19 protein-coding genes are annotated in these 24,499 nt (G+C 68.9%); 5 read left to right on the forward strand and 14 right to left on the reverse strand.

The features are described 5' to 3' along the window. Positions 1–10 precede the first annotated feature (10 nt). Positions 11–1,069 (reverse strand): ubiquinol oxidase subunit II, encoded by a 1,059-nt coding sequence (cyoA, locus tag IE075_RS03765; protein WP_189453434.1) that lies wholly within the window; start codon positions 1,067–1,069, stop codon positions 11–13. 136 nt (positions 1,070–1,205) lie between these two features. Between cyoA and IE075_RS03770 the strand changes: the two genes are divergently transcribed. Further along, the gene (locus IE075_RS03770) at positions 1,206–2,534 is read left to right on the forward strand and encodes an MFS transporter (RefSeq protein WP_229792300.1); all 1,329 of its coding nucleotides are present in this window, start codon (positions 1,206–1,208) and stop codon (positions 2,532–2,534) included. Positions 2,535–2,593: 59 nt separating this feature from the next. Here the strand turns inward: IE075_RS03770 and recJ are convergent, their stop codons facing one another. The 10 genes from recJ to hrcA all read right to left on the reverse strand — a co-directional run bounded on the left by recJ (position 2,594) and on the right by hrcA (position 16,295). Further along, complete coding sequence (recJ, locus tag IE075_RS03775) at positions 2,594–4,309, reverse strand: single-stranded-DNA-specific exonuclease RecJ (protein ID WP_189453438.1); 1,716 nt, start codon at positions 4,307–4,309, stop codon at positions 2,594–2,596. Then, positions 4,306–5,262, reverse strand: a complete 957-nt coding sequence (locus IE075_RS03780) for a phosphoglycerate mutase (RefSeq protein WP_189453440.1) — start codon at positions 5,260–5,262, stop codon at positions 4,306–4,308. The genes recJ and IE075_RS03780 overlap by 4 nt, the downstream gene beginning before the upstream one ends. A gap of 20 nt (positions 5,263–5,282) precedes the next feature. Next, positions 5,283–5,759 (reverse strand): transcription elongation factor GreA, encoded by a 477-nt coding sequence (greA, locus tag IE075_RS03785; protein ID WP_189453442.1) that lies wholly within the window; start codon positions 5,757–5,759, stop codon positions 5,283–5,285. A gap of 129 nt (positions 5,760–5,888) precedes the next feature. Next, on the reverse strand, positions 5,889–9,137 hold the full coding sequence (gene carB, locus IE075_RS03790; RefSeq protein ID WP_189453444.1) for a carbamoyl-phosphate synthase large subunit: 3,249 nt from the start codon (positions 9,135–9,137) through the stop codon (positions 5,889–5,891). A 109-nt stretch (positions 9,138–9,246) separates the two neighbouring features. Next, complete coding sequence (carA, locus tag IE075_RS03795) at positions 9,247–10,365, reverse strand: glutamine-hydrolyzing carbamoyl-phosphate synthase small subunit (protein WP_189453446.1); 1,119 nt, start codon at positions 10,363–10,365, stop codon at positions 9,247–9,249. Between the two features lie 171 nt (positions 10,366–10,536). Next, complete coding sequence (gene dapB, locus IE075_RS03800; protein WP_189453448.1) at positions 10,537–11,262, reverse strand: 4-hydroxy-tetrahydrodipicolinate reductase; 726 nt, start codon at positions 11,260–11,262, stop codon at positions 10,537–10,539. Between the two features lie 61 nt (positions 11,263–11,323). Continuing rightward, positions 11,324–12,466: a molecular chaperone DnaJ gene (gene dnaJ / locus IE075_RS03805; protein WP_189453450.1), complete on the reverse strand. Its 1,143-nt coding sequence runs from the start codon at positions 12,464–12,466 to the stop codon at positions 11,324–11,326. 142 nt (positions 12,467–12,608) lie between these two features. Further along, on the reverse strand, positions 12,609–14,528 hold the full coding sequence (dnaK, locus tag IE075_RS03810) for a molecular chaperone DnaK (protein WP_189453452.1): 1,920 nt from the start codon (positions 14,526–14,528) through the stop codon (positions 12,609–12,611). An 85-nt stretch (positions 14,529–14,613) separates the two neighbouring features. Beyond that, positions 14,614–15,132 carry a nucleotide exchange factor GrpE gene (gene grpE / locus IE075_RS03815; protein WP_189453453.1) on the reverse strand — a complete coding sequence of 173 codons (519 nt, stop codon included), beginning with the start codon at positions 15,130–15,132 and terminating at the stop codon, positions 14,614–14,616. 104 nt (positions 15,133–15,236) lie between these two features. After that, positions 15,237–16,295 (reverse strand): heat-inducible transcriptional repressor HrcA, encoded by a 1,059-nt coding sequence (gene hrcA / locus IE075_RS03820; RefSeq protein WP_189453455.1) that lies wholly within the window; start codon positions 16,293–16,295, stop codon positions 15,237–15,239. A 136-nt stretch (positions 16,296–16,431) separates the two neighbouring features. Here hrcA and recN point away from each other — a divergent pair, with 136 nt between their 5' ends. Next, on the forward strand, positions 16,432–18,114 hold the full coding sequence (gene recN / locus IE075_RS03825; RefSeq protein WP_189453457.1) for a DNA repair protein RecN: 1,683 nt from the start codon (positions 16,432–16,434) through the stop codon (positions 18,112–18,114). A gap of 57 nt (positions 18,115–18,171) precedes the next feature. Here recN and IE075_RS15825 read toward each other — a convergent pair whose 3' ends face one another. The 3 genes from IE075_RS15825 to IE075_RS15565 are packed head-to-tail and all read right to left on the reverse strand — an operon-like array spanning position 18,172 to position 20,527. Beyond that, entirely contained in the window at positions 18,172–18,408 is a 237-nt protein-coding gene (locus IE075_RS15825; protein ID WP_308427806.1) for a DUF6587 family protein, read from the reverse strand. Beyond that, positions 18,408–20,279 carry a ferrous iron transport protein B gene (gene feoB / locus IE075_RS03830; protein ID WP_189453459.1) on the reverse strand — a complete coding sequence of 624 codons (1,872 nt, stop codon included), beginning with the start codon at positions 20,277–20,279 and terminating at the stop codon, positions 18,408–18,410. The genes IE075_RS15825 and feoB overlap by 1 nt, the downstream gene beginning before the upstream one ends. Beyond that, on the reverse strand, positions 20,276–20,527 hold the full coding sequence (locus tag IE075_RS15565; RefSeq protein ID WP_229792369.1) for a FeoA family protein: 252 nt from the start codon (positions 20,525–20,527) through the stop codon (positions 20,276–20,278). The genes feoB and IE075_RS15565 overlap by 4 nt, the downstream gene beginning before the upstream one ends. Before the next feature lie 129 nt (positions 20,528–20,656). Here IE075_RS15565 and IE075_RS03840 point away from each other — a divergent pair, with 129 nt between their 5' ends. The 3 genes from IE075_RS03840 to IE075_RS03850 all read left to right on the forward strand — a co-directional run bounded on the left by IE075_RS03840 (position 20,657) and on the right by IE075_RS03850 (position 24,474). Then, entirely contained in the window at positions 20,657–21,448 is a 792-nt protein-coding gene (locus IE075_RS03840; protein WP_229792301.1) for an enoyl-CoA hydratase-related protein, read from the forward strand. Positions 21,449–21,589: 141 nt separating this feature from the next. Continuing rightward, positions 21,590–23,587, forward strand: coding sequence for an acetyl/propionyl/methylcrotonyl-CoA carboxylase subunit alpha (locus IE075_RS03845; RefSeq protein ID WP_189453465.1), 1,998 nt, complete (start codon positions 21,590–21,592; stop codon positions 23,585–23,587). Next, complete coding sequence (locus tag IE075_RS03850) at positions 23,584–24,474, forward strand: hydroxymethylglutaryl-CoA lyase (RefSeq protein WP_189453467.1); 891 nt, start codon at positions 23,584–23,586, stop codon at positions 24,472–24,474. Before IE075_RS03845 ends, IE075_RS03850 begins: the two co-directional genes overlap by 4 nt. Positions 24,475–24,499: the final 25 nt, after the last annotated feature.

Here is a 24,499-nt window from a genome sequence, read left to right on the forward strand (position 1 = left end):
GCGTTGCAAATCAGGGTGCGGCGTGCGCCGCTGCGCTGGACGGCGCAAGGCGCGGCGGATCGTTGGCCTTGCAGACCTCGGCGGCGACGTATGCGCCAAGGCGCGGGTCACCACGACGCGGCATCGCGAGGCGGTCGAGCCCCTGAAGGCCGAGCCCGCCTGCGGAGTCGATCGCCATCATCTGGTTCATGCAGAGCTTTGCAGTGTCGACGCAGCGGTTGACCACCGCGTCGAACAGCAAACCGTCCACATGCGAGTAGTGACGGACCGGCTCGCGCTGGCTGGGTTTTTCGAGCTCCAGGTAGACGGGTCGCGACAACGCGAGCGGGCTGGTGCGCACCTTGGCAACCCAACGATCAAAGCCGCTGTCGTCGACGCCGTGCAGCCGGAACCGCATGTGGGAGAACCCGGCGCCGCTGTAGTTCGCCGAGAACCCCTCGTAATTGCCGGCCTCGTTGATGACCGCGTTGAGCTCGGTCTCCATGCCTGGCATGCCGTAGATCATCCCGGCCAGCGCCGGCACGTAGAAGGTGTTCATGACCGAGGACGCCGTGATGCGGAACCGCACCGGGCGGTCCACCGGCACGACGACCTCGTTGACCGTCGCGATGCCCTGCTCCGGGTAAACGAACAGCCACTTCCAGTCGAGTGCGACGACCTGCACTTCGAGCGGTTCGACGCCAGCCGCGACCGGGCGGCCTTCGGAAATGCGGTCGAGCGGACGGTACGGATCGAGCAGGTGCGTGCTGATCCAGGTCACCGCCCCGAGCGCGATGATGATCAGAAGTGGCACGCCCCAGATCACGAGTTCGAGCTGGGTCGAGTGGTCCCAATCCGGCGTGTACGTGGCAGACCGGTTGCTCGCGCGGTACCGCCATGCAAAGAGAAGCGTGAGCGCGATCACCGGCACGATGACGATCAGCATCAGCACGGTCGCGATCACGATCAGATCGCCCTGCCGCGCGGCGATGTCGCCGGCGGGATCGAGCACGACGAGGTTGCAGCCGCTCAGCGCAAGAACGGCCGAAATGGCGGCGAACAGCGTCAACAAGCGGCGGGCGGACGACATGGCGATGGCAGGCTGTGGGATCACGCCGACCACTGTAGGGACCCGTTCGCGCGCGTCACATTGGACACTTTGTCCTATCGCCCGCGGCGCCGGTCTCTGCGAGTCTTTGCATCGACCCAACAGGCGAACCATGCCCATGTCTGCCCCGCTCGCCCACCATCAGATCGATGCGCGGACCACCACGCACGACCACGTCGTCAAGGCGCACGCCGACGTCGCGCCGGGCGAGATCGCGGTCGGCGTGGTGGTCGGACGCATGTCCGAGTACTTCGACTTCTTCGTCTACGGCATCGCGTCGGCGCTGGTCTTCCCGGCGGTGTTCTTTCCGTTCGCCGACCGGCTGACCGGCACGTTGTATTCGTTCGCCGTGTTCGCACTCGCGTTCCTGGCCCGCCCGATCGGCACCGTGGCGTTCATGGCGATCCAGGCCCGCTGGGGGCGCGGCGCGAAGCTGACGATCGCGCTGTTCCTGCTCGGCACCGCGACGGCCGGCATCGCGTTCCTGCCGGGTTACGCCGCAATCGGCGCGGCGTCTATCACCTTGCTTGCGTTCTTCCGCGTCGTGCAGGGCGTTGCGCTGGGTGGCTCATGGGACGGCCTGCCCTCGCTCCTCGCGCTTCATACGCCCAAGCCGCGACGCGGCTGGTACGCGATGCTCGGCCAGCTGGGCGCGCCGCTCGGGTTTATCGTCGCGGCGAGCGTGTTTGCGTTCATCTACGCAAGCCTCGAAGAGCGCGACTTCCTAGCATGGGGCTGGCGCTATCCGTTCTACGTGGCATTTGCGATCAACGTGGTCGCGTTGTTCGCGCGCCTCCGCCTCGTCGTCGCCGAGGAATACCAGAGCAGCATGGAGCGGCTCGAACTCGCGCCCACGCCGGTCCTCGAACTGTTCCGCGCAAAAGGCCCGCACGTGGTGATCGGCGCGTTCGCGGCGCTCGCGAGCTACGCCCTGTTCCACATCGTGACGATCTTCCCGCTGTCGTGGCTGCTGCTGTTCGGGGGCCGCTCGATCGTCGACCTGCTGCTCGTGCAGGTGTTCGGCGCGTTCGTTGCCGCAGTCGGCGTCGTGGTCTCGGGGCTGATTGCAGACCGCATCGGACGCGCCCGCACGCTGGGCAGCCTCGCCGTCGCCATCGCGATGTTCAGCGGCTTTGCGCCGACGCTGATGGAAGCCGGCCGCCTCGGACAGGACACCTTCATCGTGCTCGGCTTCGCCCTCCTCGGCCTCTCGTACGGGCAGGCGGCGGGCACCGTCACGGCAAACTTCGGACAGCGCTACCGCTACACCGGCGCGGCGCTGACGTCGGATCTGGCATGGCTCATCGGAGCGGCGTTCGCTCCGCTGGTCGCACTTGCACTGTGTGCGCGCTTCGGTCTCGAATGGCTCGGCGTGTACCTGCTCTCGGGCGCGGTGGCGACGCTGGGCGCACTCGTCCTAAACCGTCGGCTGCGGTACAAAAGCTGACCGCGCGTTCTGCTACGCAAAGCCCCGCGGTTGCGGGGCTTTTTTGTTGCGCTCGAGGGTTATGCGGACTCGCGGTGACAGACGACCAGTTGGACGGCGTCGCCCCCGCGGTAATCGTCTGGCTCCAGCCGATACGCGATGCGCACCCGTGACGGCGGCGGCGCGCCGGTCCAGCCACCGAACTCGATCGCATTGACGCGCGCACGCCCCACGGCGAACTCGTAGCGCAGGTGCTTGGTGCCCACCACGCGCCAGTCCACGACTTCGAACTCCCCGTCGAACTGAGGCTCGGGGAAGCCCTGTCCCCACGGCCCGCCGTCGCGGAGCGCGTCGGCAATCCGCCGCGTGAACTCCTCGGGCGCGAGCTCACCGTCGCTCACGACGTCGGCCTGCAGCAGCTCAGGCGTCAGGACGGACTGCGCGTGATCGCTGAAGGCGCGCCGGAATGCCTGGAGCGCGTCGATGCGAAGCGTGAGCCCGGCCGCCATTGCGTGCCCACCGAAGCGATCGATCAGGTCCGGCGCTCGCGCAGCCACGGCAGCAAGCGCATCACGGATGTGGAAACCGGGAATCGACCGCGCTGATCCTCGCAGGCTCGTCGCACCCGGCTCGGCAGGCGCGAACGCGATCACCGGGCGATGCAGCCGCTCCTTGATCTTCGACGCAACCAAGCCCACCACGCCGGGATGCCATTCCGGGTCGTACAGGCACACCGACACCGGCAGCACGTCGGTCGCGAACCCGACGCCTGCGAGCGCGCGCTCGGCGTCGTCGGTCATCTGCTGCTGCACCGCGCGGCGCGCGCCGTTGATTTCGTTGAGCGTGAATGCGATCTCGCGCGCGTGCGCCGCATCATCGGTGAGCAGGCACTCGATGCCGACCGCCATGTCCTCGAGCCGGCCGGCGGCATTCAAACGCGGCCCGATCGCGAAGCCGATGTCCGCGGCCGTCAAACACTTTTCACTGCGGCCAGACACTTCGATCAGGGCACGCAAGCCCGGGCAGCCCTGCCCCGCACGCAGGCGGCGCAGGCCCGCTGAAACCAGCGCACGGTTGTTGGTGTCGAGCGCGACTAGATCGGCCACCGTACCGACGGCGACGAGGTCCAGCAGCACGGCCAGGTCAGGACCGGGCCCGGTAAAGACGCCTGCCTCCCGCATCCGGCGGCGCAGCGCGAGCAAGACGTAGAACATCACGCCGACGCCGGCGAGCGATTTGCTTGGGAACCCGTCGCCCGGCAGGTTCGGGTCGACGATCGCGTCCGCCGGTGGCAGCGTGTCGCCGGGCAAATGATGGTCGGTCACCAGCACCTGCCACCCGCGCGCTTTCGCGGCGCGGATGCCCGCATGGCAGGCGATGCCGTGATCGACCGTAACGAGCAGGTCGGGCTTGAGCGCCGCCAGCTCATCGACGAGCGCGGGCGACAGGCCGTAGCCGTGCACGATGCGGTTCGGCACCGCATGCGACACCCGGCGCGCGCCGAGCATGCGAAGACCGCGCACACCGACTGCACACGCCGTCGCGCCGTCGCAGTCGAAGTCGCCGACCACGACGATGTGACGGTTGCGCTGGATCGCATCGGCGAGCAGGCGCGTCGCCGGGTCGAGCCCGGACAGCAGGTCTGGCGGCAGCAGATGCGCGAGCTTCGGCTGGGCCTGCTCGATCACGGTCGCGCCACGTGCGGCGTACAGGCGTGCAAGCAGCGGCGGCAGATGCGCGGGCCACAGGCCGGGCGCCGCGACGGCGCGGCGGCGGAGACGTGCGACCGGCTTCATTCGTCCGCAGCCGTGTCGTCGGCGAGTTGTTCGACCGGTCGACGCCAGACGCGCCAGCGCTGCATCGACGCGAGCCGGTACTCGAGGCCGTCTTCGAAAAGCACCCGGACCTCGGTCACACGACGGGCGTCCAGCGCACGGGCTGCCGGCTCGACCCAGCGCTCGTGCAATGCCGAGATATCGCGCAGTCCGCGGAGGTCGATGGCACAGCGGTGCGCGGCCAGCGTGTCGCCCCACTGCGACGGCAGCGGACGCCGCTCGATCGCGGCGGCGTGCCCGAATGCGTCGGTCGCGTCGTCCGCGCCGTAGATGGCATCGATCGATGCGGAGACGCGATCAGGCGCAGCGCCCGCGCCCCAGAACCAGACCGAGTTCACCGGCGCGAACCCACGCTGGGCGCGATCGGCGTTGACCGGATGGTTGTGCAGCGTGACCTGCGCCTCGCTGAGCAGCGCGCGCCAGCGCCGACCGTCGGCAGGCGCCGCGGCGTCCGCAGGCAGGTGCTCGAACAAGTCGGCTCCGAGCGCCTCGTCGGGCGATGCGAAGCGCGGCAGCGACACACCGGTCGGAAGCCGCAAGTACCACCGCGACGGGACAGGCGCATCGAGCACGAAGCCCGCATCGCCGAACAGCAGGCGCAGCGGTCGCATCAGCGCGTCGGCCTGCTCACGGTCCAGGCCCAGTGCCTCCCCATGCGCGAGCAATCGTGCGCCGTTGATCTCGGCGCGAACAAACGCGGGGTCTGCGCGGAGCCAGCATGCCCCCGCCGCATCACCCGCATCACGCGCGCGCGTGACCGCCGCCGCGGGCCAGCCCCGCGGCAATACGTCGAACAACTGCGCGCCCAGCGCGCCATCGAAATCACGTCGATCGCCACGCGCGAGTCGGCGGCCAAGCTCGGCCGGAACCGGCTGCCCACGAAGGCGGTCGCGCCCCGGCAGCAGAAGCGTCACCGATGCGCGCGGCGATGGAGTCATCCGAGGTAGCGAACGCCGATGATTTCGTACTCGCGCGTGCCGCCTGGCGCTTCGATCGTGATTGCGTCGCCCTCGTGCTTGCCGATCAGCGCACGCGCCACCGGCGACGAGATCGCGATCAGCCCCTGTTTGATGTCGGCCTCGAGGTCGCCCACGATCTGGTACGTGCGTTCCTCGTCGCTCTCCACGTCCGCCAGCTGGACGGTGGCGCCGAAGACGACCTTCGAGCCGGCATTGAGGTTGGAAACGTCGATGACCTGCGCGTGCGACAGCTCGGCTTCGAGCTGCTTGATGCGGCCTTCGATGAAGCCCTGTTGCTCGCGGGCAGCGTGGTACTCGGCGTTTTCCTTCAGGTCGCCGTGTGCACGCGCCTCGGCGATCGCATTGATGACCGCCGGCCGCTTGACCGACTTGAGTTCGTCGAGTTCGGCGCGCAGTCGCTGCGAACCCTTCATCGTGATCGGTGCTCTCATGGGTGTCCTTCGTCCGGCGCGGGCCGGTAACGGATGCGATGCCGGGATTGTGCCCCGGAACCGCGGCTCCCTGCCGGAACCGTCCGGCTCCGACAGGGCTGCATGACGCGGCTTAACCCGCGCCGGCGGTCAGGCCGCGTCGATCTCCGCGTGCAGTTCCTGCAGCGACCACACCGGGCCGGTGCCGCGGTACTCGAGCGACTGAAGGAGTGCACGCGCACCCGCGATCGTCGTCGAGTACGTGATGCGGTGCTGCAGCGCTTCGCGGCGGATCGAGAACGAGTCGGCGATCGCCTGGCGCCCCTCCGTGGTGTTCACGATGTAGACGATCTCGTCGTTCTTGATGAGGTCGACGATGTGCGGCCGGCCTTCAGTCACCTTGTTGACCGTCTCGCATGCGACGCCGTGCTCGCGCAGATACGCCGCCGTGCCGCCGGTCGCGACCAGCGTGTAACGACGCGCGAGCAGCTCCTGCGCCACCGACACGACGCGGGCCTTGTCAGGATCGCGGACCGAGATGAACACCTTGCCCGACGCCGGCAGGGGCTTGATGCCACCGGCCTCCTGCGCACGCGCCATCGCCGCACCGAAATTCCGGCCCACGCCCATCACTTCGCCCGTCGAGCGCATCTCCGGCCCGAGGATCGGGTCGACGCCCTGGAACTTCGCGAACGGGAAGATCGCCTCCTTGACCGAGTAGTAGCTCGGCACGATCTCTTCGGTCGCACCCTGCTCCGCAAGCGTCTTGCCGGCCATGCAGCGGGCGGCGATCTTCGCAAGCGGGCGGCCGATCGCCTTCGAAACGAACGGCACCGTTCGCGATGCGCGCGGGTTCACTTCGAGCAAGAAGATCGTGTCCTCGCCCTGTTCGTTCTGCTGCACGGCGAACTGCGTGTTCATGAGGCCGACGACATTCAGCGCACGCGCCAGCGCGATCACCTGTTCGCGCAGGCGGGCCTGCGTCTCCGCGGAAAGCGAGTACGGCGGCAGCGAGCACGAAGAGTCGCCGGAATGCACGCCGGCCTCCTCGATGTGCTCCATCACGCCGCCGATAAGCACGTTGCCGGCGTGGTCGGCAATCACGTCGATATCGACCTCGACCGCGTTGTCGAGGAAACGATCGAGCAGCACGGGCGAGTCGTTCGACACCTTCACCGCATCACGCACGTATCGCGCGAGGTCGGCATCGGAATACACGATCTCCATCGCGCGGCCGCCGAGCACGTAGCTTGGCCGCACCACGAGCGGATAGCCCACTTCGCGCGCCAGTACGATCGCCTCGTCGGCATTGCGGGCCGTGCGGTTAGGCGGCTGCTTGAGGCCGAGGTCGTTGACCAACTTCTGGAAGCGCTCGCGGTCCTCGGCCAGGTCGATCGAGTCCGGCGAGGTCCCGATGATCGGCACGCCGTTCGCCTCCAGCGCCTGCGCAAGCTTGAGCGGCGTCTGGCCGCCGTATTGCACGATGACGCCACGCGGCTTCTCGAGGTCGGCGATCTCGAGCACGTCCTCGAGCGTGAGCGGCTCGAAGTACAGCCGATCGGAGGTGTCGTAGTCGGTCGACACGGTCTCCGGGTTGCAGTTGACCATGATGGTCTCGTACCCGTCCTCGCGAAGCGCGAGAGCCGCATGCACGCAGCAGTAGTCGAACTCGATGCCCTGCCCAATGCGGTTTGGGCCGCCGCCGAGCACCATGATCTTCTCGCGGTTGGTCGGGTGCGCCTCGCACTCGTCCTCGTAGGTCGAATACATGTACGCGGTGCTCGTCGCGAACTCCGCCGCGCACGAGTCCACGCGCTTGTAGACCGGACGCACGCCGAACGCGCGGCGCAGCGTCCGCACGGCCGTCTCGTCGGTCTGCGTGAGTTGCGCAAGACGCGCGTCCGAGAAGCCCATGCGCTTGAGCGCACGCATGCGGCGCGCATCGAGCGCGGCGAGGCCACCGACAGCGACGTCCTTCTCGGCCGCGATCAGCTCCTCGATCTGGTCGAGGAACCACGGATCGACAAACGACAGCGCATGCACTTCCTCCACGCTCATGCCAGCGCGGAACGCATCGCCGATGTGGAACATGCGCTCCGGACGCGGCTCCTTGAGCTCGCGACGCAGCGCGGTCATGCCCTCCTCGCTGCCGAGATCGAGGCCCGTCGGGTCGAGGCCGACCTTGCCGGTCTCCAGCCCGCGCAGCGCCTTCTGCAGCGACTCCTGGAACGTACGCCCCATCGCCATGACTTCGCCGACCGACTTCATCTGCGTGGTCAGGCGCGCATCTGCCTGCGGGAACTTCTCGAAAGCGAAGCGCGGGATCTTGGTGACGACGTAGTCGATCGACGGCTCGAACGACGCCGGTGTCGCGCCGCCGGTGATCTCGTTGCGCAGCTCATCGAGCGTGTAGCCGACCGCGAGCTTCGCGGCGACCTTCGCGATGGGAAAGCCCGTGGCCTTCGACGCGAGCGCTGACGAGCGCGACACGCGCGGGTTCATCTCGATGACGACGACACGACCGTTCTCTGCGTTCACCCCGAACTGCACGTTCGAGCCGCCGGTGTCGACGCCGATCTTGCGCAGCACCGCGATCGAGGCATCGCGTAGGCGCTGGTACTCCTTGTCGGTGAGCGTCTGCGCGGGCGCGACCGTGATCGAGTCGCCGGTGTGCACGCCCATCGCATCGAAGTTCTCGATCGAGCACACGATGATGCAGTTGTCCGCCGTGTCGCGCACGACCTCCATCTCGAACTCCTTCCAGCCCAGCACTGATTCCTCGACGAGGATCTCGTGCACGGGCGACAGCTCAAGGCCGCGCTTGGCGATCTCCTCGAACTCTTCCTTGTTGTACGCAATGCCGCCGCCTGTGCCGCCGAGCGTGAAGCTGGGGCGGATGATGGTCGGGTAGCCCACCGTCGCCTGGATTTCGACGGCCTGTTCAAAGTTCTTTGCGACCGCCGCCTTCGGGCAGTCGAGGCCGATCTCCGCCATCGCGACGCGGAACAGCTCGCGGTCTTCGGCCATGCGGATCGCATCGCGCTTCGCGCCGATCAGCTCGACGTTGTACTTCTCGAGCACACCGGCATCAGCGAGATCGAGCGCGCAGTTCAGTGCCGTCTGGCCTCCCATCGTCGGCAGCAGCGCGTCGGGTCGCTCCTTCGCGATGATCTTTTCGACCGTCTGCCAGTTGATCGGCTCGATGTACACGGCGTCGGCCATGTTCGGGTCGGTCATGATCGTCGCGGGGTTGCTGTTGACGAGCACGACGCGGTAGCCCTCGTCGCGCAGCGCCTTGCATGCCTGCGCGCCGGAGTAGTCGAACTCGCAGGCCTGGCCGATCACGATCGGCCCGGCGCCGATGATCAGGACGGTCTTGATGTCGGTGCGCTTGGGCATGGTGTCCTCGGTGATTGCTGTGCTGCCGCGCGGCGCGCGGCGCAGTCCGCGCGGTCGGCGCGGCGATCGAGTCGGGTTGGGCAGCAGCGCGCATGCGCTGCCGCCGCGGTCACTTCGCCATCGACTGCACGAAGCGGTCGAACAGCGGCGCTACGTCGTGCGGGCCCGGGCTCGCTTCCGGGTGACCCTGGAAGCTGAAGGCCGGCGCGTCGGTGAGTTCGATGCCCTGGTTGGAACCGTCGAAAAGCGAGCGGTGCGTCACGCGCACATTCCCCGGCAGCGTGCTCTCGTCGATCGCAAAGCCGTGGTTCTGGCTCGTGATCATGACCTTGCCGGTCGCGAGGTCCTGCACCGGATGGTTCGCGCCGTGGTGGCCGAACTTCATCTTGACCGTCTGCGCACCGACGGCGAGGCCGAGCAGCTGGTGGCCGAGGCAGATGCCGTAGGTCGGGATCTTGCGGTCGACGATCTCGCGGATCGCGTCGATCGCGTACGTGCACGGCGCCGGATCGCCGGGGCCGTTCGACAGAAACACGCCGTCGGGGTTCATCGCGAGCACGTCGGCGGCCGGCGTCTGCGCGGGCACGACGGTCACGCGGCAGCCGCGCTCAGTGAGCATACGCAGGATGTTGAGCTTGCAGCCGAAGTCGTATGCAACGACATGGCAATGCGCATCCGATTCGCGGAACGCATTACGGTCGAGGTCGAGCTGGCCGCCGGTCCATTCGTATGTCTTCTGCGTGCAGACCTCTTTCGCGAGGTCGAGGCCCTTGAGGCCCGGGAATGCCCGGATCGCTTCGCGCGCACGGTCGACGTCGATGTCGCCTGCCATCAGCGCGCCGTTCTGCGCACCGGTGTCGCGGAGCAGCCGCGTGAGCTTGCGGGTGTCGATGTCGGCGATCGCGACGACACCGCGCTCGGCCAGCCACTGCGGCATCGGCTTCTGGCTGCGCCAGCTGCTCGGGCGGCGCGGTACGTCGCGCACGATGAGGCCGGCGGCCCACACGGCCTGCGCCTCGTCGTCCAGCGAGGTCACGCCCGTGTTGCCGACGTGCGGGTAGGTCAGCGTCACGATCTGCCGCGCGTACGACGGGTCGGTGAGGATTTCCTGGTAACCGGTGATCGCGGTGTTGAAAACCACTTCACCGACGGACAGGCCGGGCGCGCCTACGGAAACGCCCTCGAAGAGGGTGCCGTCTTCGAGGACGAGGATTGCGGGTTGAGTCACGACGATCGCCTTCGCTGCCAAGGGATGCTGACGCCGCCATGCGCTCCGACAAAATCGGGTTGCAGCAAAGCGCAGACGCGGTGCGGGACCGGTCCGGCGGGCGGGGTTCAGGCGAGCGGGAATTCTAGTCGCGAGTCGGCGTCCGCGCCAGCGCGGCCGTTCGCGAACCGGTCAGCTGATGACGTCTCGGACCCGATAGAGCCCGGGCCGTCGCGACGCGAGACGCACTGCCGCGTGCAGCGCGCCGTGCGCGAAGACTTCGCGGTTTGTCGCGCGATGGATGAGCTCGATGCGCTCCCCCGCCGTGGCGAACTGCACGGTGTGTTCGCCGACGATGTCGCCGGCGCGCAGCGACGCGTAGCGCGGCTGCGCCCCGCCCAGCTCCGCAAACCCACCCAGCGTCAGCGCGGTGCCCGAGGGCGCGTCCTGCTTGTGCACGTGGTGCGCCTCGACGATATCGCAATCCCAGCCCGGCAGCACAGCCGCTGCGCGCTCGACGAGCTCACCGAGCACCGCGACCCCGAGGCTGAAGTTCGACGCCCACAGCACCGGGATCCGCTCGGACGCGGCCTGCAACGACCCGCGCTGGCCGTCCTCGAGCCCCGTCGTGCCGGAAACGAACGCCGCGCCACGCTCGAGGCAAAGTGCGAGCACGCCGTCGACGCCCTGTGGCAGGCTGAAATCGATCGCCACATCGAACGCGGGCGCGCCGTGCAGCTCGCTCGCGGCGAAATGCGGCACGCCGTCGACGACGCGTTGCGCCGGCATGCCGCGCGATACCGCGGCGACGATCGTCGCGTCGGGCCGCTGCGCGCCGAGCCGCATCAGGGCCTGCCCCATGCGGCCGGTGGCGCCGTGCACGAGGATGCGCACGCGCGTGGAGGAGTTCGAGGTCATGCGCGCAGGCTAGCGGCCGGCGTAGGCCGCAACAAGCCGGCAGGCGCATGCCCGGTCGCGCTCACGACTTCATCCGCTCCCAGAAGCCCTTCACGCCGTCGAGGAACGTGGACGAGCGCGGCGAGTGCCGGCGCGCGGCCGTATCGCCAACGAACGTGGCCTCGAACTGTTCGAGCAGCTCGCGCTGCTCCGTGGTCAGGTTGACCGGTGTTTCGACGACGACGCGGCAGTACAGGTCACCCGGCGCGCGGCTGCGCACGGACTTCACGCCCTTATCCCGAACGCGGAACAGCTTGCCGCTCTGCGTTTCGGCCGGCACGCGAAGCTCGACCTCGCCGTTGAGCGTCGGAACGCGCACCGTGTCGCCTAGCGCGGCCTGGGTGATGCGGATCGGCACTTCGCAGTGCAGGTCATCGCCGTCGCGCTGGAAGATTTCGTGTTCACGCACGCGCACGTCGACATAGAGGTCGCCGGGCGATGCGCCGCTCGGGCCGGCCTCGCCCTCGCCCGCGAGCCGGATCCGGTCGCCCGTGTCGACACCGGCCGGCACCTTGACCTGCAGCGTCTTCGTGCGCTCGACCCGGCCCTGCCCGCGGCATTCCGCGCAGGGCTTGGCCACGATCTGGCCCCGGCCGCCGCAATGCGGGCAGGCCTGCTGCATCGAGAAGATGCCGCGCTGGAAGCGCACCTGCCCGCGGCCGTGGCAGGTCGGGCACGTCTCGACCTTGCCGTCGGACGAGCCGCTCCCGGTGCACGGTTCGCACTCTTCAAGCGTGGGGATTTCGATCTGCTTCTCGACGCCAAACACGGCCTCTTCGAGCGACAGCTCCATCACGTAGCCGATGTCGGCCCCGCGACGCGGGCCGCGCGAGGCCCCGGCGCCGCCGCCGAAGATGTTGCCGAAGATGTTGCCGAAGATGTCGCCGAAGATGTCGCCCATGTCGGCGTAGCCGGGACCGCCACCGCCGCCCATGCCGTGCTCGAACGCCGCGTGGCCGTGCTGGTCGTACATGCGCCGCCGGTTCGGGTCCGACAGCACTTCGTACGCCTCCTTGCACTCCTTAAACGCGGCCTCGGCGGCAGCGTCGCCCGGATTACGGTCGGGGTGGAACTTCATCGCGCACCGGCGATAGGCCTTCTTGAGGTCCTCGTCGGTCGCGGTGCGGGTTACGCCCAGCACTTCGTAGTAATCGCGCTTGCTCATGCAGCCGGTTCGATCTCGTGGTGCTCGTCAGGCGCGCCCGAAAGGCGCGCTCGGGCCGGAACGGCGGTTCCAAACGGAACGCGGGAGCCACGAGGCGATATCGCCCCGCCGGCTCCCGCGGCCCATCCGCCGGGGTCCGGCGTTACTTGTTGTCGTCCTTGACCTCGGTGAACTCGGCGTCGACCACGTCGTCGCTCTTCGCACCCGCGTCCTGCGGACCAGCGCCCGCGCCCATGTCCGGACCCGGCTGCTGCGCGCCGGCCGCCAAGGCCTGCATCACCTCCTCGAGGGCGCGGCTCTTGCCTTCGATCTGGGCCTTGTCGTCGCCGCGCATTGCGGTCTCGAGCTCGGCGATCGCGCCTTCGGCACGACCGATCGCGTCGCCCGGCAGCTTGTCGCCGTTGTCCTTGATCGTGCTGCGGGCCGAGTGGATCAGGGCGTCAGCGTGGTTACGCGCCTTCACGAGTTCCTGGAACTTGAGGTCTTCCTCGCGGTTCGCCTCGGCGTCCTGGACCATCCGCTGGATCTCGTCGTCGGACAGGCCCGAGCCGGCCTTGATCTCGACCTTCTGCTCCTTGCCCGTCTTCTTGTCCTTTGCGGTCACGTGCACGATGCCGTTCGCGTCGATGTCGAACGAGACCTCGACCTGCGGCATGCCGCGCGGCGACGGGTCGATACCGGTGAGGTCGAAACGCGCGAGCGACTTGTTGAAGCGGGCCTGCTCACGCTCGCCCTGCAACACGTGCACGGTGACGGCGGACTGGTTGTCCTCGGCCGTCGAGAAGACCTGCGACGCCTTGGTCGGCACCGTGGTGTTCTTCTCGATGATCTTCGTGAACACGCCGCCGAGCGTCTCGATGCCGAGCGACAGCGGGGTCACGTCGAGCAGCAGCACGTCCTTGACCTCGCCGCCGAGCACGCCGCCCTGGATCGCGGCGCCGATCGCGACGGCCTCGTCCGGGTTGACGTCCTTACGCGGTTCCTTGCCGAAGAAATCGGCCACGGCCTGGCTGACCTTCGGCATGCGGGTCTGGCCACCGACGAGGATCACCTCGCTGATGTCACTGGCGCGCAGGCCGGCGTCGTTGAGCGCGACACGGCACGGCTCGATCGTCTTCTTGATCAAGTCGTCCACCAGTGCTTCGAGCTTGGCGCGCGTCAGCTTGATGTTGAGGTGCTTCGGGCCGGAGGCATCGGCGGTGACGTACGGCAGGTTGACGTCGGTCTGCTGCGAGGACGACAGCTCGATCTTCGCGCGCTCGGCCGCGTCCTTCAGACGCTGCAGGGCGAGCGGATCCTTGCGCAGGTCGATGCCCTGCTCGCGCTGGAATTCCTCGACGAGGTAGTCGATGACGCGCTTGTCGAAGTCCTCGCCGCCGAGGAACGTGTCGCCGTTCGTCGAGAGCACTTCGACCTGCATCTCGCCGTCCACCGACGCGATCTCGATGATCGACACGTCGAACGTGCCGCCGCCGAGGTCGTACACGGCCACCTTGCGGTCGCCGCCCTTCTTGTCCATGCCGTACGCGAGCGCCGCGGCCGTCGGCTCGTTGATGATGCGCTTGACGTCGAGGCCCGCAATCTTGCCCGCGTCCTTCGTCGCCTGGCGCTGGCTGTCGTTGAAGTACGCCGGCACGGTGATGACGGCCTCGGTGACCGCCTCGCCGAGATAGGCCTCAGCCGTCTTCTTCATTTTCGACAGCACTTCAGCCGAGATCTGCTGCGGCGCCATCTTGCGGCCGTCAGCCGTCGCGACCCAGGCGTCGCCGTTATCGTGCTGGGTGATCGAGTACGGCACCAGGCCGATGTCCTTCTGGACCTCGGCATCGGAGAACTTGCGGCCGACGAGGCGCTTGACCGCGTAGAACGTGTTCTTGGGGTTGGTGACGGCCTGGCGCTTGGCGGACGCGCCGGCGAGGACTTCGCCGTCCTTCGTGTACGCGATGATCGACGGCGTGGTGCGGTCGCCCTCCGCGTTCTCGATGACCTTCGCCTTGCCGCCTTCCATCACCGCGACGCAGGAGTTGGTGGTGCCCAAGTCGATGCCGATGATCTTGCCCATGGTGCTGCTCCTATGATTCGAATTCAGTGGGCGGCCGAGCCGCCGATGTGCGCTATCTGGGGGGCCTGGCCCCGCAGTTCAAGCCTTACTCGTGGCGCGAGACCACGACGAGTGCGGGCCGCAGCAGGCGCTCGTTGAGCAGCCAGCCCTTTTGGTAGACCTGCACCACGTGCCCCGGCGCGTGATCCGGGCTGTCGACCATGCTCATCGCCTGGTGCTGGTCCGGATTGAATGCCTGGCCGACGGGATCGACCGGCTTGAGGCCGTGGTCCGCGGCGACCTTGAGCAACTGGCGCAGTGTCAGCTCCATGCCCTCGCGTACGGCGCCGGCGTCCGACGGCGCGGCGCTCAGGCCGGCTTCGAGGCTGTCGACCACCGGCAGCAAGTCACCGAGCAGGCGCTCGTTCGCGAACTTGCGGGCCAGTTCGACGTCGCGCTGCAGGCGCTTGCGCTGGTTGTCGAGCTCCGCGCGCTCGCGCAGCGCGTCCTCGCGGATGCGGGCGACTTCGGCGCGCAGGTGGTCGAGCTCGCTGCCTTCGGCGTCCGCATTCATCGCGTCGGCGGCGGTCTGCTCCTTCGGCTCCTGCGTGGAATCGGGGGTCATGCGGGGTCCTCTGCTAAACGGTCCCGCCTGCTATGGGGGGCGCGCAGAGGTGTTTCAAGGCGCGCGTGACGGCCGCGAGCGTCTCGCACTTCCGCCGGACCGCCTCAGCTGTCGGACCTGAATGCGTCACCGAGCGCATCGGCAGCGGCCTGGACCACCGGTATGACGCGGTCGTAGGCCATGCGCGTGGGTCCAATCACCCCGAGCACGCCGAGAACTTGGCCGTCCGGCGCGCCGCCTGCGCGATACGACGCGGTCACGACCGAGACGCCTTCCAGCGAAGCGAGCCCGGTCTCCTCGCCGATGAATATCCGGACCCCGGGGGCGTCGACGGTGCGCTCGAGCAACTGCAAAATCTCACGCTTGCGTGCGAACGCCTCGAACAGCTCGCGCAGGCGCTCCACGTCGGACAGCTCCTGCAGCCCCATCAGTCGGGTTTGGCCGGCCAGCACCATGTCGTCGCGGCCGCCCTCTAGCACCTGCTCGGCAAGCTCGATCGACTGCGTCAGCAGCGTTTCCATTTCGTCGCGCGTGCTGCGCAGCTCATGCAACAACGTGCGGCGAATGTCGGTAAGCGTGCGGCCGGCGAAATGCGCGTTGAGGTAGTTGCCGATGCGTTCGAGCTCGCTGGCGTCGTACGGTCGGCGGGTCTGGATCACGCGGTTCTGGACGTCGTTATCCGCGAAAATGAGGATGCCGAGCACGCGCTGCGCGTCGAGCGGCAGGAACTCGATGCGCCGGAACGCAAACTGCTCGCGCCGCGGCACGCTGACGACACCCACAAAATGCGTCATGGCCGACAGCAGCTCCGACGCACTGCCGAGCAGCGACTGCATGCCGGTGCCGGCCGGCAACTCGTTGCGAAGCCGCGCCACGTCGGCTTCCGGCAGCGGCCGCACCTGCAGCAGCGAATCGACGAACAGGCGGTAGCCCTGCGCCGTGGGTACACGGCCGGCCGAGGTGTGCGGGGCACTGAGAAGGCCGGCGTCCTCGAGATCGGACAGGATGTTGCGAATCGTCGCCGCGCTCACGTCGAGCCCGGCATGGCGCGCGAGCGTCTGCGATCCAACCGGCTCGCCGCTGTGAATGTACCGTCCGATCAACGTGCGCAGCAGCTGCCGCGCACGGGGGTCGAGGGTCGGGTCGGCAGGGCGGCGGCTCATCGACTGCCATATAAGCCGGTGCGCGCGGTCAAGCAAGCGTGAGGCCGTGCAGTTGCTTCGCAATCGGTGAGACGGCGGGCGTCTGCAATGCGCGGGCTTCGCGCGTACCTCCCGGCCAAGGCACAATCCGCAGCGCATGCTCTCCCATCTCTCGCTCAAACAGTTCGCCGTCGTCGACGCCGCGGACCTCGCATTCGGCCCCGGCCTCACCGTGATCTCGGGTGAAACCGGCGCCGGCAAGTCGCTGCTCGTCGACGCGCTCGGCCTGCTGTCGGGCGTGCGCGCCGACAGCGGCGTGGTCCGCCACGGCGCGGATCGCGCGGAACTGGTCGGCGAATTCGATCTTTCCGACGCGCCGCTGGCGCGCGAATGGCTTCGCGAGCAGGAACTCGACGACGGTGACGAAACCGACGCGGTGCGCTGCATCGTGCGTCGGATCGTCCGCGCCGACGGCGGCTCGCGCGCGTGGGTCAACGGGAGCCCGGTCACGCTGACGCAGCTCGGCGACCTCGCCGGCCGCTTGGCCGAAATCCACGGCCAGCACGAGCACCAGGCGCTCATGGCGCGCCCGAGCCAGCTTGCGCTGCTCGACGCGTTCGGTCGCACGGACGCGCTGCGCGCTGAAGTCGCTGCGGCGGCTCGTCGCTGGACGTCGTTGCTGCGCGAACGCGATGCGCTGCAGGCGCGAGGCGACGTGACCGAGCGCATCGAATGGCTCACGCACCAGCACGCCGAGCTCGAACGCGACGCGCTGGAGCCGGAGGCACTGGCGAAGCTGCTCGCGGAGCACCGGCGCCACGGGCACGCGTCCGACCTGATCTCGGCCTGCGAGCTCGCCGCCGCTCGCCTTGGCGGTGAAGAAGGCCCGTCGGTGTCGCGGACGGTGCAGCAGGCCCGCAACGAGCTGCAGCGCGTCACCGAGCACGAGCCGCGGCTCGGCGAGGTCGACGCCATGCTCGACAACGCAGTGATCCAGCTCGACGAGGCGCTCGCACTGCTCGATCGCGTGCGCAGCGACCTCGATCTCGATCCCGCATCGCTCGAGGCGCTGGATCGGCAACTCGGGCGCGTGCACGAACTCGCACGCAAGCACCGCGTTACGCCTGAGAACCTGGCGGCGCGGCGCGACGAGATCGCAAGCGAGCTCGAAGAGCTCGCCGGCGCGACGACACGGCTGGAAACTCTGGACGCCGACATCGCCCGCGCTCGCGACGCCTGGCGCGCCGCGGCCGATCGCCTGGGTGCTGCGCGACGCTCGGCGGCGCAAGAGCTGTCGACGTCGACCACCGCGATCATCGCCGAGCTCGGCATGGGCGGTGGCCGCTTCGACATCGAGTTCGAGGCGCTCGGTGACGAGCGGCCGGACCCGAACGGCGCCGAGCGCGTCGAGTTTCTCGTTGCGGCCAACCCCGGACAGCCGGCGCGCGCGCTGCGCAAGGTCGCGTCGGGCGGCGAGCTGTCACGCATCTCGCTCGCGATCGAAGTGGCCTCGCTCGGGCTGGACGCGGTGCCGACGATGGTGTTCGACGAGGTCGACACCGGCATCGGCGGCGCCGTCGCGCATATCGTCGGACAGAAGCTGCGCGCGCTCGGGGCACGACGGCAGGTGCTGTGCGTCACCCACCTGCCGCAGGTCGCGGCGCACGGGCACGCGCACTACCGCGTGAGCAAGTCTGCGCAAGCGGGCGTCACCGTCAGCGCCGTGCAGGTGCTGGACGGGCGCCAGCGCGAAGAGGAAATCGCGCGGATGATCGGCGGCGTCGAACTCACGCGCGAAGCCCGCGCGGCGGCGAAGCGCCTGCTCGCGGACGTCGACTGACATCCGCCCCTGTGGTGCCCGCGGCGCGGGCCGCGGGTGATGCGCGTGCCTGGGAGTTCAGTCGCCGCCCGGGCCGCATCCATTGCAACTGCCGCATGCGCCGGCTGATGCAGACGGCGTCGGCGCCAGGCGTCGAGCAAGGCCCGCGTGGCCGGCGCGCAGCAGCCGTGATGCGGCCGCGAGGCGCAACCGATCCACCGCGCCCGGCCATTGGCGACGCACGAGATAGCCCGCGCTTGCCGTGGCAGCCGCGGCAATGAGCGTGTGCTGCAGTGCCGGGTCGATCGCGAGCATCAGCCAGCCCCGAGCAAAACGGCGAGTTGGTACGTCAGCAGCGACGCAAGGTACGCCAGGCCGAACAGGTAGCCCGCCGCGATCGCCACCTGCTTCCACGAGTGGGTCTCGCGACGAATCGTCGCAAGCGTCGAGAGGCACTGCGGCGCGTAGACGAACCATACGAGCAACGACAACGCAGTGGCCAGCGACCACGTGTCGGTGATGATGGGCGTGAGCAGCTCGGTCGCCGCGCTTTCGTCGGCGGCCTGCAGCGCGTAGACGGTCGCAAGCGACGACACCGCGACTTCACGCGCCGCGAGCCCGGGGATGAGCGCAATGCAGATCTGCCAGTTGAAGCCGAGCGGCGCGAAGAACGCGGTCATCGCGTGGCCGATCCGCCCCGCGAAGCTGTAGTCGATCGCCGGGCCGGGGGCGCCCACCGGCGGGGCCGGGAACGACAGCAGCACCCACAGCAGCACCGTCATCGCGAGGATGATGCCGCCCACACGCCGCAGGAAGATCCACGCGCGCTCCCACAAGCCGATCAGCAGATCGCGCGGATGCGGTACGCGGTACGACGGCAGTTCCAGCAGCAGCGCGTGCTCGCTCTTGTCGTGCCGCCACTTTTTCATGACCCACGACACCGCAAGCGCGCTCGCGATGCCCGCGGCGTAGAGCGCGAACAGCACCAGGCCCTGCAGGTTGAACACGCCCCAGACCTGCTGCTGCGGGATGAACGCGCCGATGAGCAGCGCGTATACCGGCAGCCGCGCCGAGCACGTCATGAGCGGCGCCACGAGGATCGTCGTGAGCCGGTCGCGCGGGTCCTGGATCGTACGGGTCGCCATGATCCCCGGAATCGCGCAGGCGAAGCTCGATAGCAGCGGGATGAACGAGCGGCCCGACAGCCCGGCCTTCGCCATCGTGCGGTCGAGCAGGAACGCAGCGCGCGGCAGATACCCCGTCTCCTCGAGCACGAGGATGAACGCGAACAGGATCAGGATCTGCGGCAGGAACACGATCACGCCGCCGAGGCCGGCGATGATGCCGTCCATGAGCAGGCTGCGCAGCGGCCCTTCGGCGAGGGCCCCTTCCACGCCACTTGCGACCAGCGCCGTGCCGGCCTCGATGAGGTCCATCATCGGCGTCGCCCAGGCGTACACCGCCTGGAAGATCAGGAACATCACGACCGCGAGCGTCGCGAGGCCGAGCACCGGGTGCAGCAACCAGCGGTCGAGCGCGTCGTCGATCTCCGCCGTGCGCCGCGGCATCGTGACCGTGGCTGCGATCAAACGACGCGTTTCCTCGTGCAGGCGCTCGCCATCCGCGTCTGCCGCGGCGCTCTGCGCGGGCGTCGCCGGTGCCGGGCCCGCGGCCACCGCGTCGAGGCGCGCGACCAGCTCGCGTGCACCGTCGCGCCGCACGGCCACCGTCGGCACGACCGGCACGCCGATCTCGTGTTCCAGCGCTTCAAGATCCACGTGGATTCCGCGGCGCCGCGCCGCATCCATCATGTTGACCGCGAGCACCATCGGCCGGCCAAGCGCGCGCACTTCGAGCGCGAAGCGCAGATGCAGGCGCAGGTTCGTCGCGTCGACGACACAAACGATGACGTCCGGCGCTGGCTCGCCCGGGTAATGGCCACGGCACAGGTCGCGCGTCACCGCCTCGTCCAGGCTGGCGGCGTGGAAGCTGTAAGCACCGGGCAGATCGAGCAACGCGTACTCACGGCCCGACGGCGCGAGGAACCGCCCCTCCTTGCGCTCAACCGTGACACCGGCGTAATTCGCCACTTTCTGGCGGCTGCCGGTCAGCAGGTTGAACAGCGCGGTCTTTCCGCAGTTCGGGTTGCCGACGAGCGCGAGGCGCAGCGCGGTCGTGGCGCTCACGCGAACGCCTCCGAGTCGACCGTCACCTCGATCCGCGCCGCCTCGCTGCGACGCAACGCGAACCGCGTGAAGCCGATCTGCACCAGCAGCGGCTCCGCGCCGACCGGCCCGGCCGCGACGATCTCGACCCGCTCGCCGCGCACAAAGCCCAGTTCACGGAGGCGGCGCGCGATCGCGTCGTTCGGGACGGCGTCGGCGACGCCCTCGACCGTCGCCGCAACGCGGCGCGGCAGTTCGGACAACTTCAAGGGGACACCTGCCGCCGGGCCTCGGCGCGCCAAATGGGAATCGTTCTTAATACTACCACCGGCGCGCCAGGCAACGTCGGTGCGGCCCAGCTGGCTATCATCGGCGGCATCGATGATCCAGGAACCGCCGTGAGCCATCCCCTGCTGAGTCTGCGCGAGGGCCCTGTCGCCCGCCTGCGCCTGAACCGCCCGGAGCTGCATAACGCTTTCGACGCGCGGCTGATTGCCGCGCTCACCGGCGCGCTGACCGCGGTCGCCGGCGACCCGCACGTGCGCGTCGTGATCCTCGAAGGCGAAGGCGCGTCGTTCTCCGCCGGCGCGGACCTGAACTGGATGCGCGGCATGGCCGCCGCAGGCGAGGACGAGAACCGGGACGACGCGCTCGCGCTCGCCCGGCTCATGCGCACGCTCGACGAACTCCCGAAGCCGACGATCGCGCGCGTCCACGGCGCGGCATTCGGCGGCGGCGTCGGCCTCGTCGCCTGCTGCGACATCGCGATCGGCGCGCCCGCCGCGAAGTTCGGCCTGACCGAGAGCAAGCTCGGCCTGCTGCCGGCGGTGATTTCGCCGTACGTGGTCGAGGCGATCGGCCCGCGCGAAGCCCGGCGCTGGTTTGCGACGGCGGAGATCTTCGGCGCCGACGTGGCACACCGGCTCGGCCTGCTGCACGAGGTGGTCGCGGAGGAGGACCTCGACGCCACCGTGCAGCGGCAGGTCGACCTGTTGCTGAAAGCCGGTCCGCACGCCGCTGCGCAGGCCAAGGCGCTCGTCCGTCGAGTCGCACAGACGACGGACCGCGACACGCTCGACGCCGACAACGCCGCGTTGATCGCGCGACTGCGCGTGTCCGAAGAAGGCCAGGAAGGCCTCGGGGCCTTCCTCGACAAGCGCAAACCGCGCTGGTGCGTGCCCGAAGCATGACGCTCCCGGGACTGGCCGCGGCCGCCAATACGGCCGCGTGCAAGCGCTCGACACGTCTGTTCTGAAACAATGCCGCGCCGTCGCATCGACGACGTCGCCTCCCTGCCTTGCCCGCTCGATCGGGCCCGAGTGAAAGCGCGCATGTTCGACACGATCCTGATCGCCAACCGCGGCGAAATCGCCTGCCGCGTGATCCGCACCTGCCGGCGCCTTGGCATCCGCACCGTTGCGGTCTATTCGCAGGCGGACGCCGACGCGCAGCACGTGCGCCAGGCCGACGAGGCCCACTGCATCGGCGGGCCGCGCCCGCAGGACTCGTACCTGCGCGGCGACGCGATCATCGAGGTCGCGAAGAAAACCGGCGCGCAGGCGATCCACCCGGGCTACGGTTTTCTCAGCGAGAACGCTGATTTCGCGGACGCGGTTGAAGCCGCTGGCATCGTTTTCATCGGGCCGAAAGCCGGTTCGATGCGGAAGATGGGCAGCAAGGCCGGCGCGAAGGAGCTGATGCAGGCCGCGGGCGTGCCCGTCGTGCCGGGCTACACCGGCGAAGACCAGACGCCCGAGCTGCTGCATCGCGAGGCCGACCGCATCGGCTATCCGCTGATGATCAAGGCGGCACACGGCGGCGGCGGCAAGGGCATGCGCATCGTGCGCACGTCCGACGAGTTCCTGCCGAACCTCGAAAGCTGCCAGCGCGAGGCGCGCAACGCGTTCGGACGCGACCGCGTGCTGCTGGAGCGTTACGTCGAGCAACCGCGCCACATCGAAATCCAGGTGTTCGGCGATGCCTACGGCGGCGCGATCCATCTCAACGAGCGCGAGTGCTCCGCGCAGCGCCGGTACCAGAAGGTGCTCGAGGAGTCGCCGTCGCCGTTCCTGACGCCCGAACTGCGCCGCGCCATGGGCGAGGCCGCCGTGCTGGCCGCACGGGCGATCGACTACGTCAACGCGGGCACCGTTGAATTCATCGTCGGGCCCGACGGTGGCTTCTACTTCATGGAAATCAACACGCGGCTGCAGGTCGAACACCCCGTCACCGAAATGGTGACCGGGCTCGACCTCGTCGAATGGCAGCTGCGGATTGCCGCTGGACAGCCGTTGCCGCTGGCGCAGGACGAGATCGCGCAGCGCGGGCATGCGATCGAGGTGCGGCTCTACGCCGAGGACCCCGATGCCGGTTTCCTGCCCGGTTCCGGGCGGCTGGAGCGGCTCGTGTTGCCGCAGCCGTCGGCCCACGTGCGCATTGATTCGGGCGTGGTCGAAGGCGACACGGTCACAATCTTCTACGACCCGATGATCGCCAAGCTCATCGTCTGGGACACCGACCGGCCGCGCGCGCTGGCGCGACTGCGCGACGCGCTGGCCCAGTGCGAGATCGCCGGGCCTAAGTCGAACGTCGAGTTCCTGGAGCGCCTGGTCCGGCATCCCGCCGTCGTCGAGGCGACGATCGACACCGGACTGCTGGATCGCCGCCTGGAAGAATTCCTCCCCGCCCCCGGCTCGCCGCCGACCGACCTGCTCGTGGCGGCGACGGTGGCGCGCCTGCTCGACGAGGAGCGTCGCGGGCGCGGCTGCTCGGCGGCGTCGGGCGATCCCGGCTCCCCGTGGGCGGCGTCCGACGGCTGGCGCCTCGGCCACGCCGGCCACCGCACGCTGGCCTCGACGCTGCGCGGCGAACGTTTGGAGGTCCAGGCGCAGGGCCACGGCGGCGGGTACCGCGTCGCAATCGACGGAACCGCGCATGCCGTATCCGGCGCGCGGTTCGAGGACGGCGCGCTGAGCCTGCGCATCGAGGAGCGGGCCCAGCGCGTGCGCGTGCTGGACACCGGCGCCCGCACCGTCGTGCATGACGGCCGCGCACGGCTTCGACTGGAGACCGTGCCGCTTTACCAGGCGGACGATGCCGCCGCGGCCGCAGGCGCGGATCGCGTGCTCGCACCGATGCCGGGCCGCGTGGTGCTGGTGCGCGTCGCACCGGGCAATGCCGTGCAACAGGGTCAGGACGTAATGGTGATCGAGGCAATGAAGATGGAATTGGCACTGAAGGCGCCGCGCGACGGCACCGTCGCCGAGGTTCGCGCCGCGATGGGCGACTTCGTCGAGGCCGATGCCGTGCTGGTGACGCTCGACCCATGAGTGAGTCCGTTCGCATCGTTGAAGTCGGCCCGCGCGACGGGCTGCAGAACGAGAAAACCTTCGTGTCGACGGCCGACAAGATCGCGCTCATCGATCGCCTCGCCGCGACCGGCCTGCGCAGCATCGAGGCCACGAGTTTCGTGAGCCCGAAGTGGGTGCCCCAGCTCGCCGATGCCACCGAGGTCTTCGCCGGCATCGAGCGCCGCACGGGCGTGTCGTACCCGGTGCTGGTGCCGAACCTGCAGGGCTACGAGCGGGCCCGTGCCGTCGGCGTCGAGGAAATCGCGGTTTTTTCTGCCGCGTCTGAAGCGTTCAACCGCAAGAACATCAACGCGTCGATCGACGAGTCGATCGCCCGCTTCGAGCCCGTGCTCGATCGCGCAAAGGCCGACGGCGTCCGCGTGCGCGGTTACGTGTCGACCGTACTCGGCTGTCCGTATCAGGGCGAGGTGCCGCTCGACGACGTGGTCCGCGTCAGCGTGCTCCTGCACCGCATGGGCTGCTATGAGGTCTCGCTGGGCGACACGATCGGCGTCGGCACACCGGGGAAGGCGCGTGCGATGGTGCGCGCCGTTGCGGCCGAAGTGCCGGTGGCGGCGCTCGCCGTGCATTTCCATGACACCTACGGCCAGGCGCTCGCGAACGTGCTCGCCTGCCTCGAGGACGGCGTGCGCGTGGTCGACGCGGCGGTGTCGGGGGCCGGCGGATGCCCGTATGCGACCGGCGCAAGCGGGAACGTGGCGACGGAAGACGTCGCGTACATGCTGCACGGCCTCGGTTTCGAGACCGGCGTTGACCTCGATGCGCTGGCCGAAACCGGCCGCTGGCTCGCCGGCCTGCTCGGCCGTGACACGGGCAGCAAGGTGGGGCGGGCCCTCGCGAAATGAGTCGGCGCAGGTCGAATGCGCCGCC

It is taken from the genome of Cognatilysobacter bugurensis (genome assembly GCF_014652095.1).
Lineage (GTDB): Bacteria > Pseudomonadota > Gammaproteobacteria > Xanthomonadales > Xanthomonadaceae > Cognatilysobacter > Cognatilysobacter bugurensis.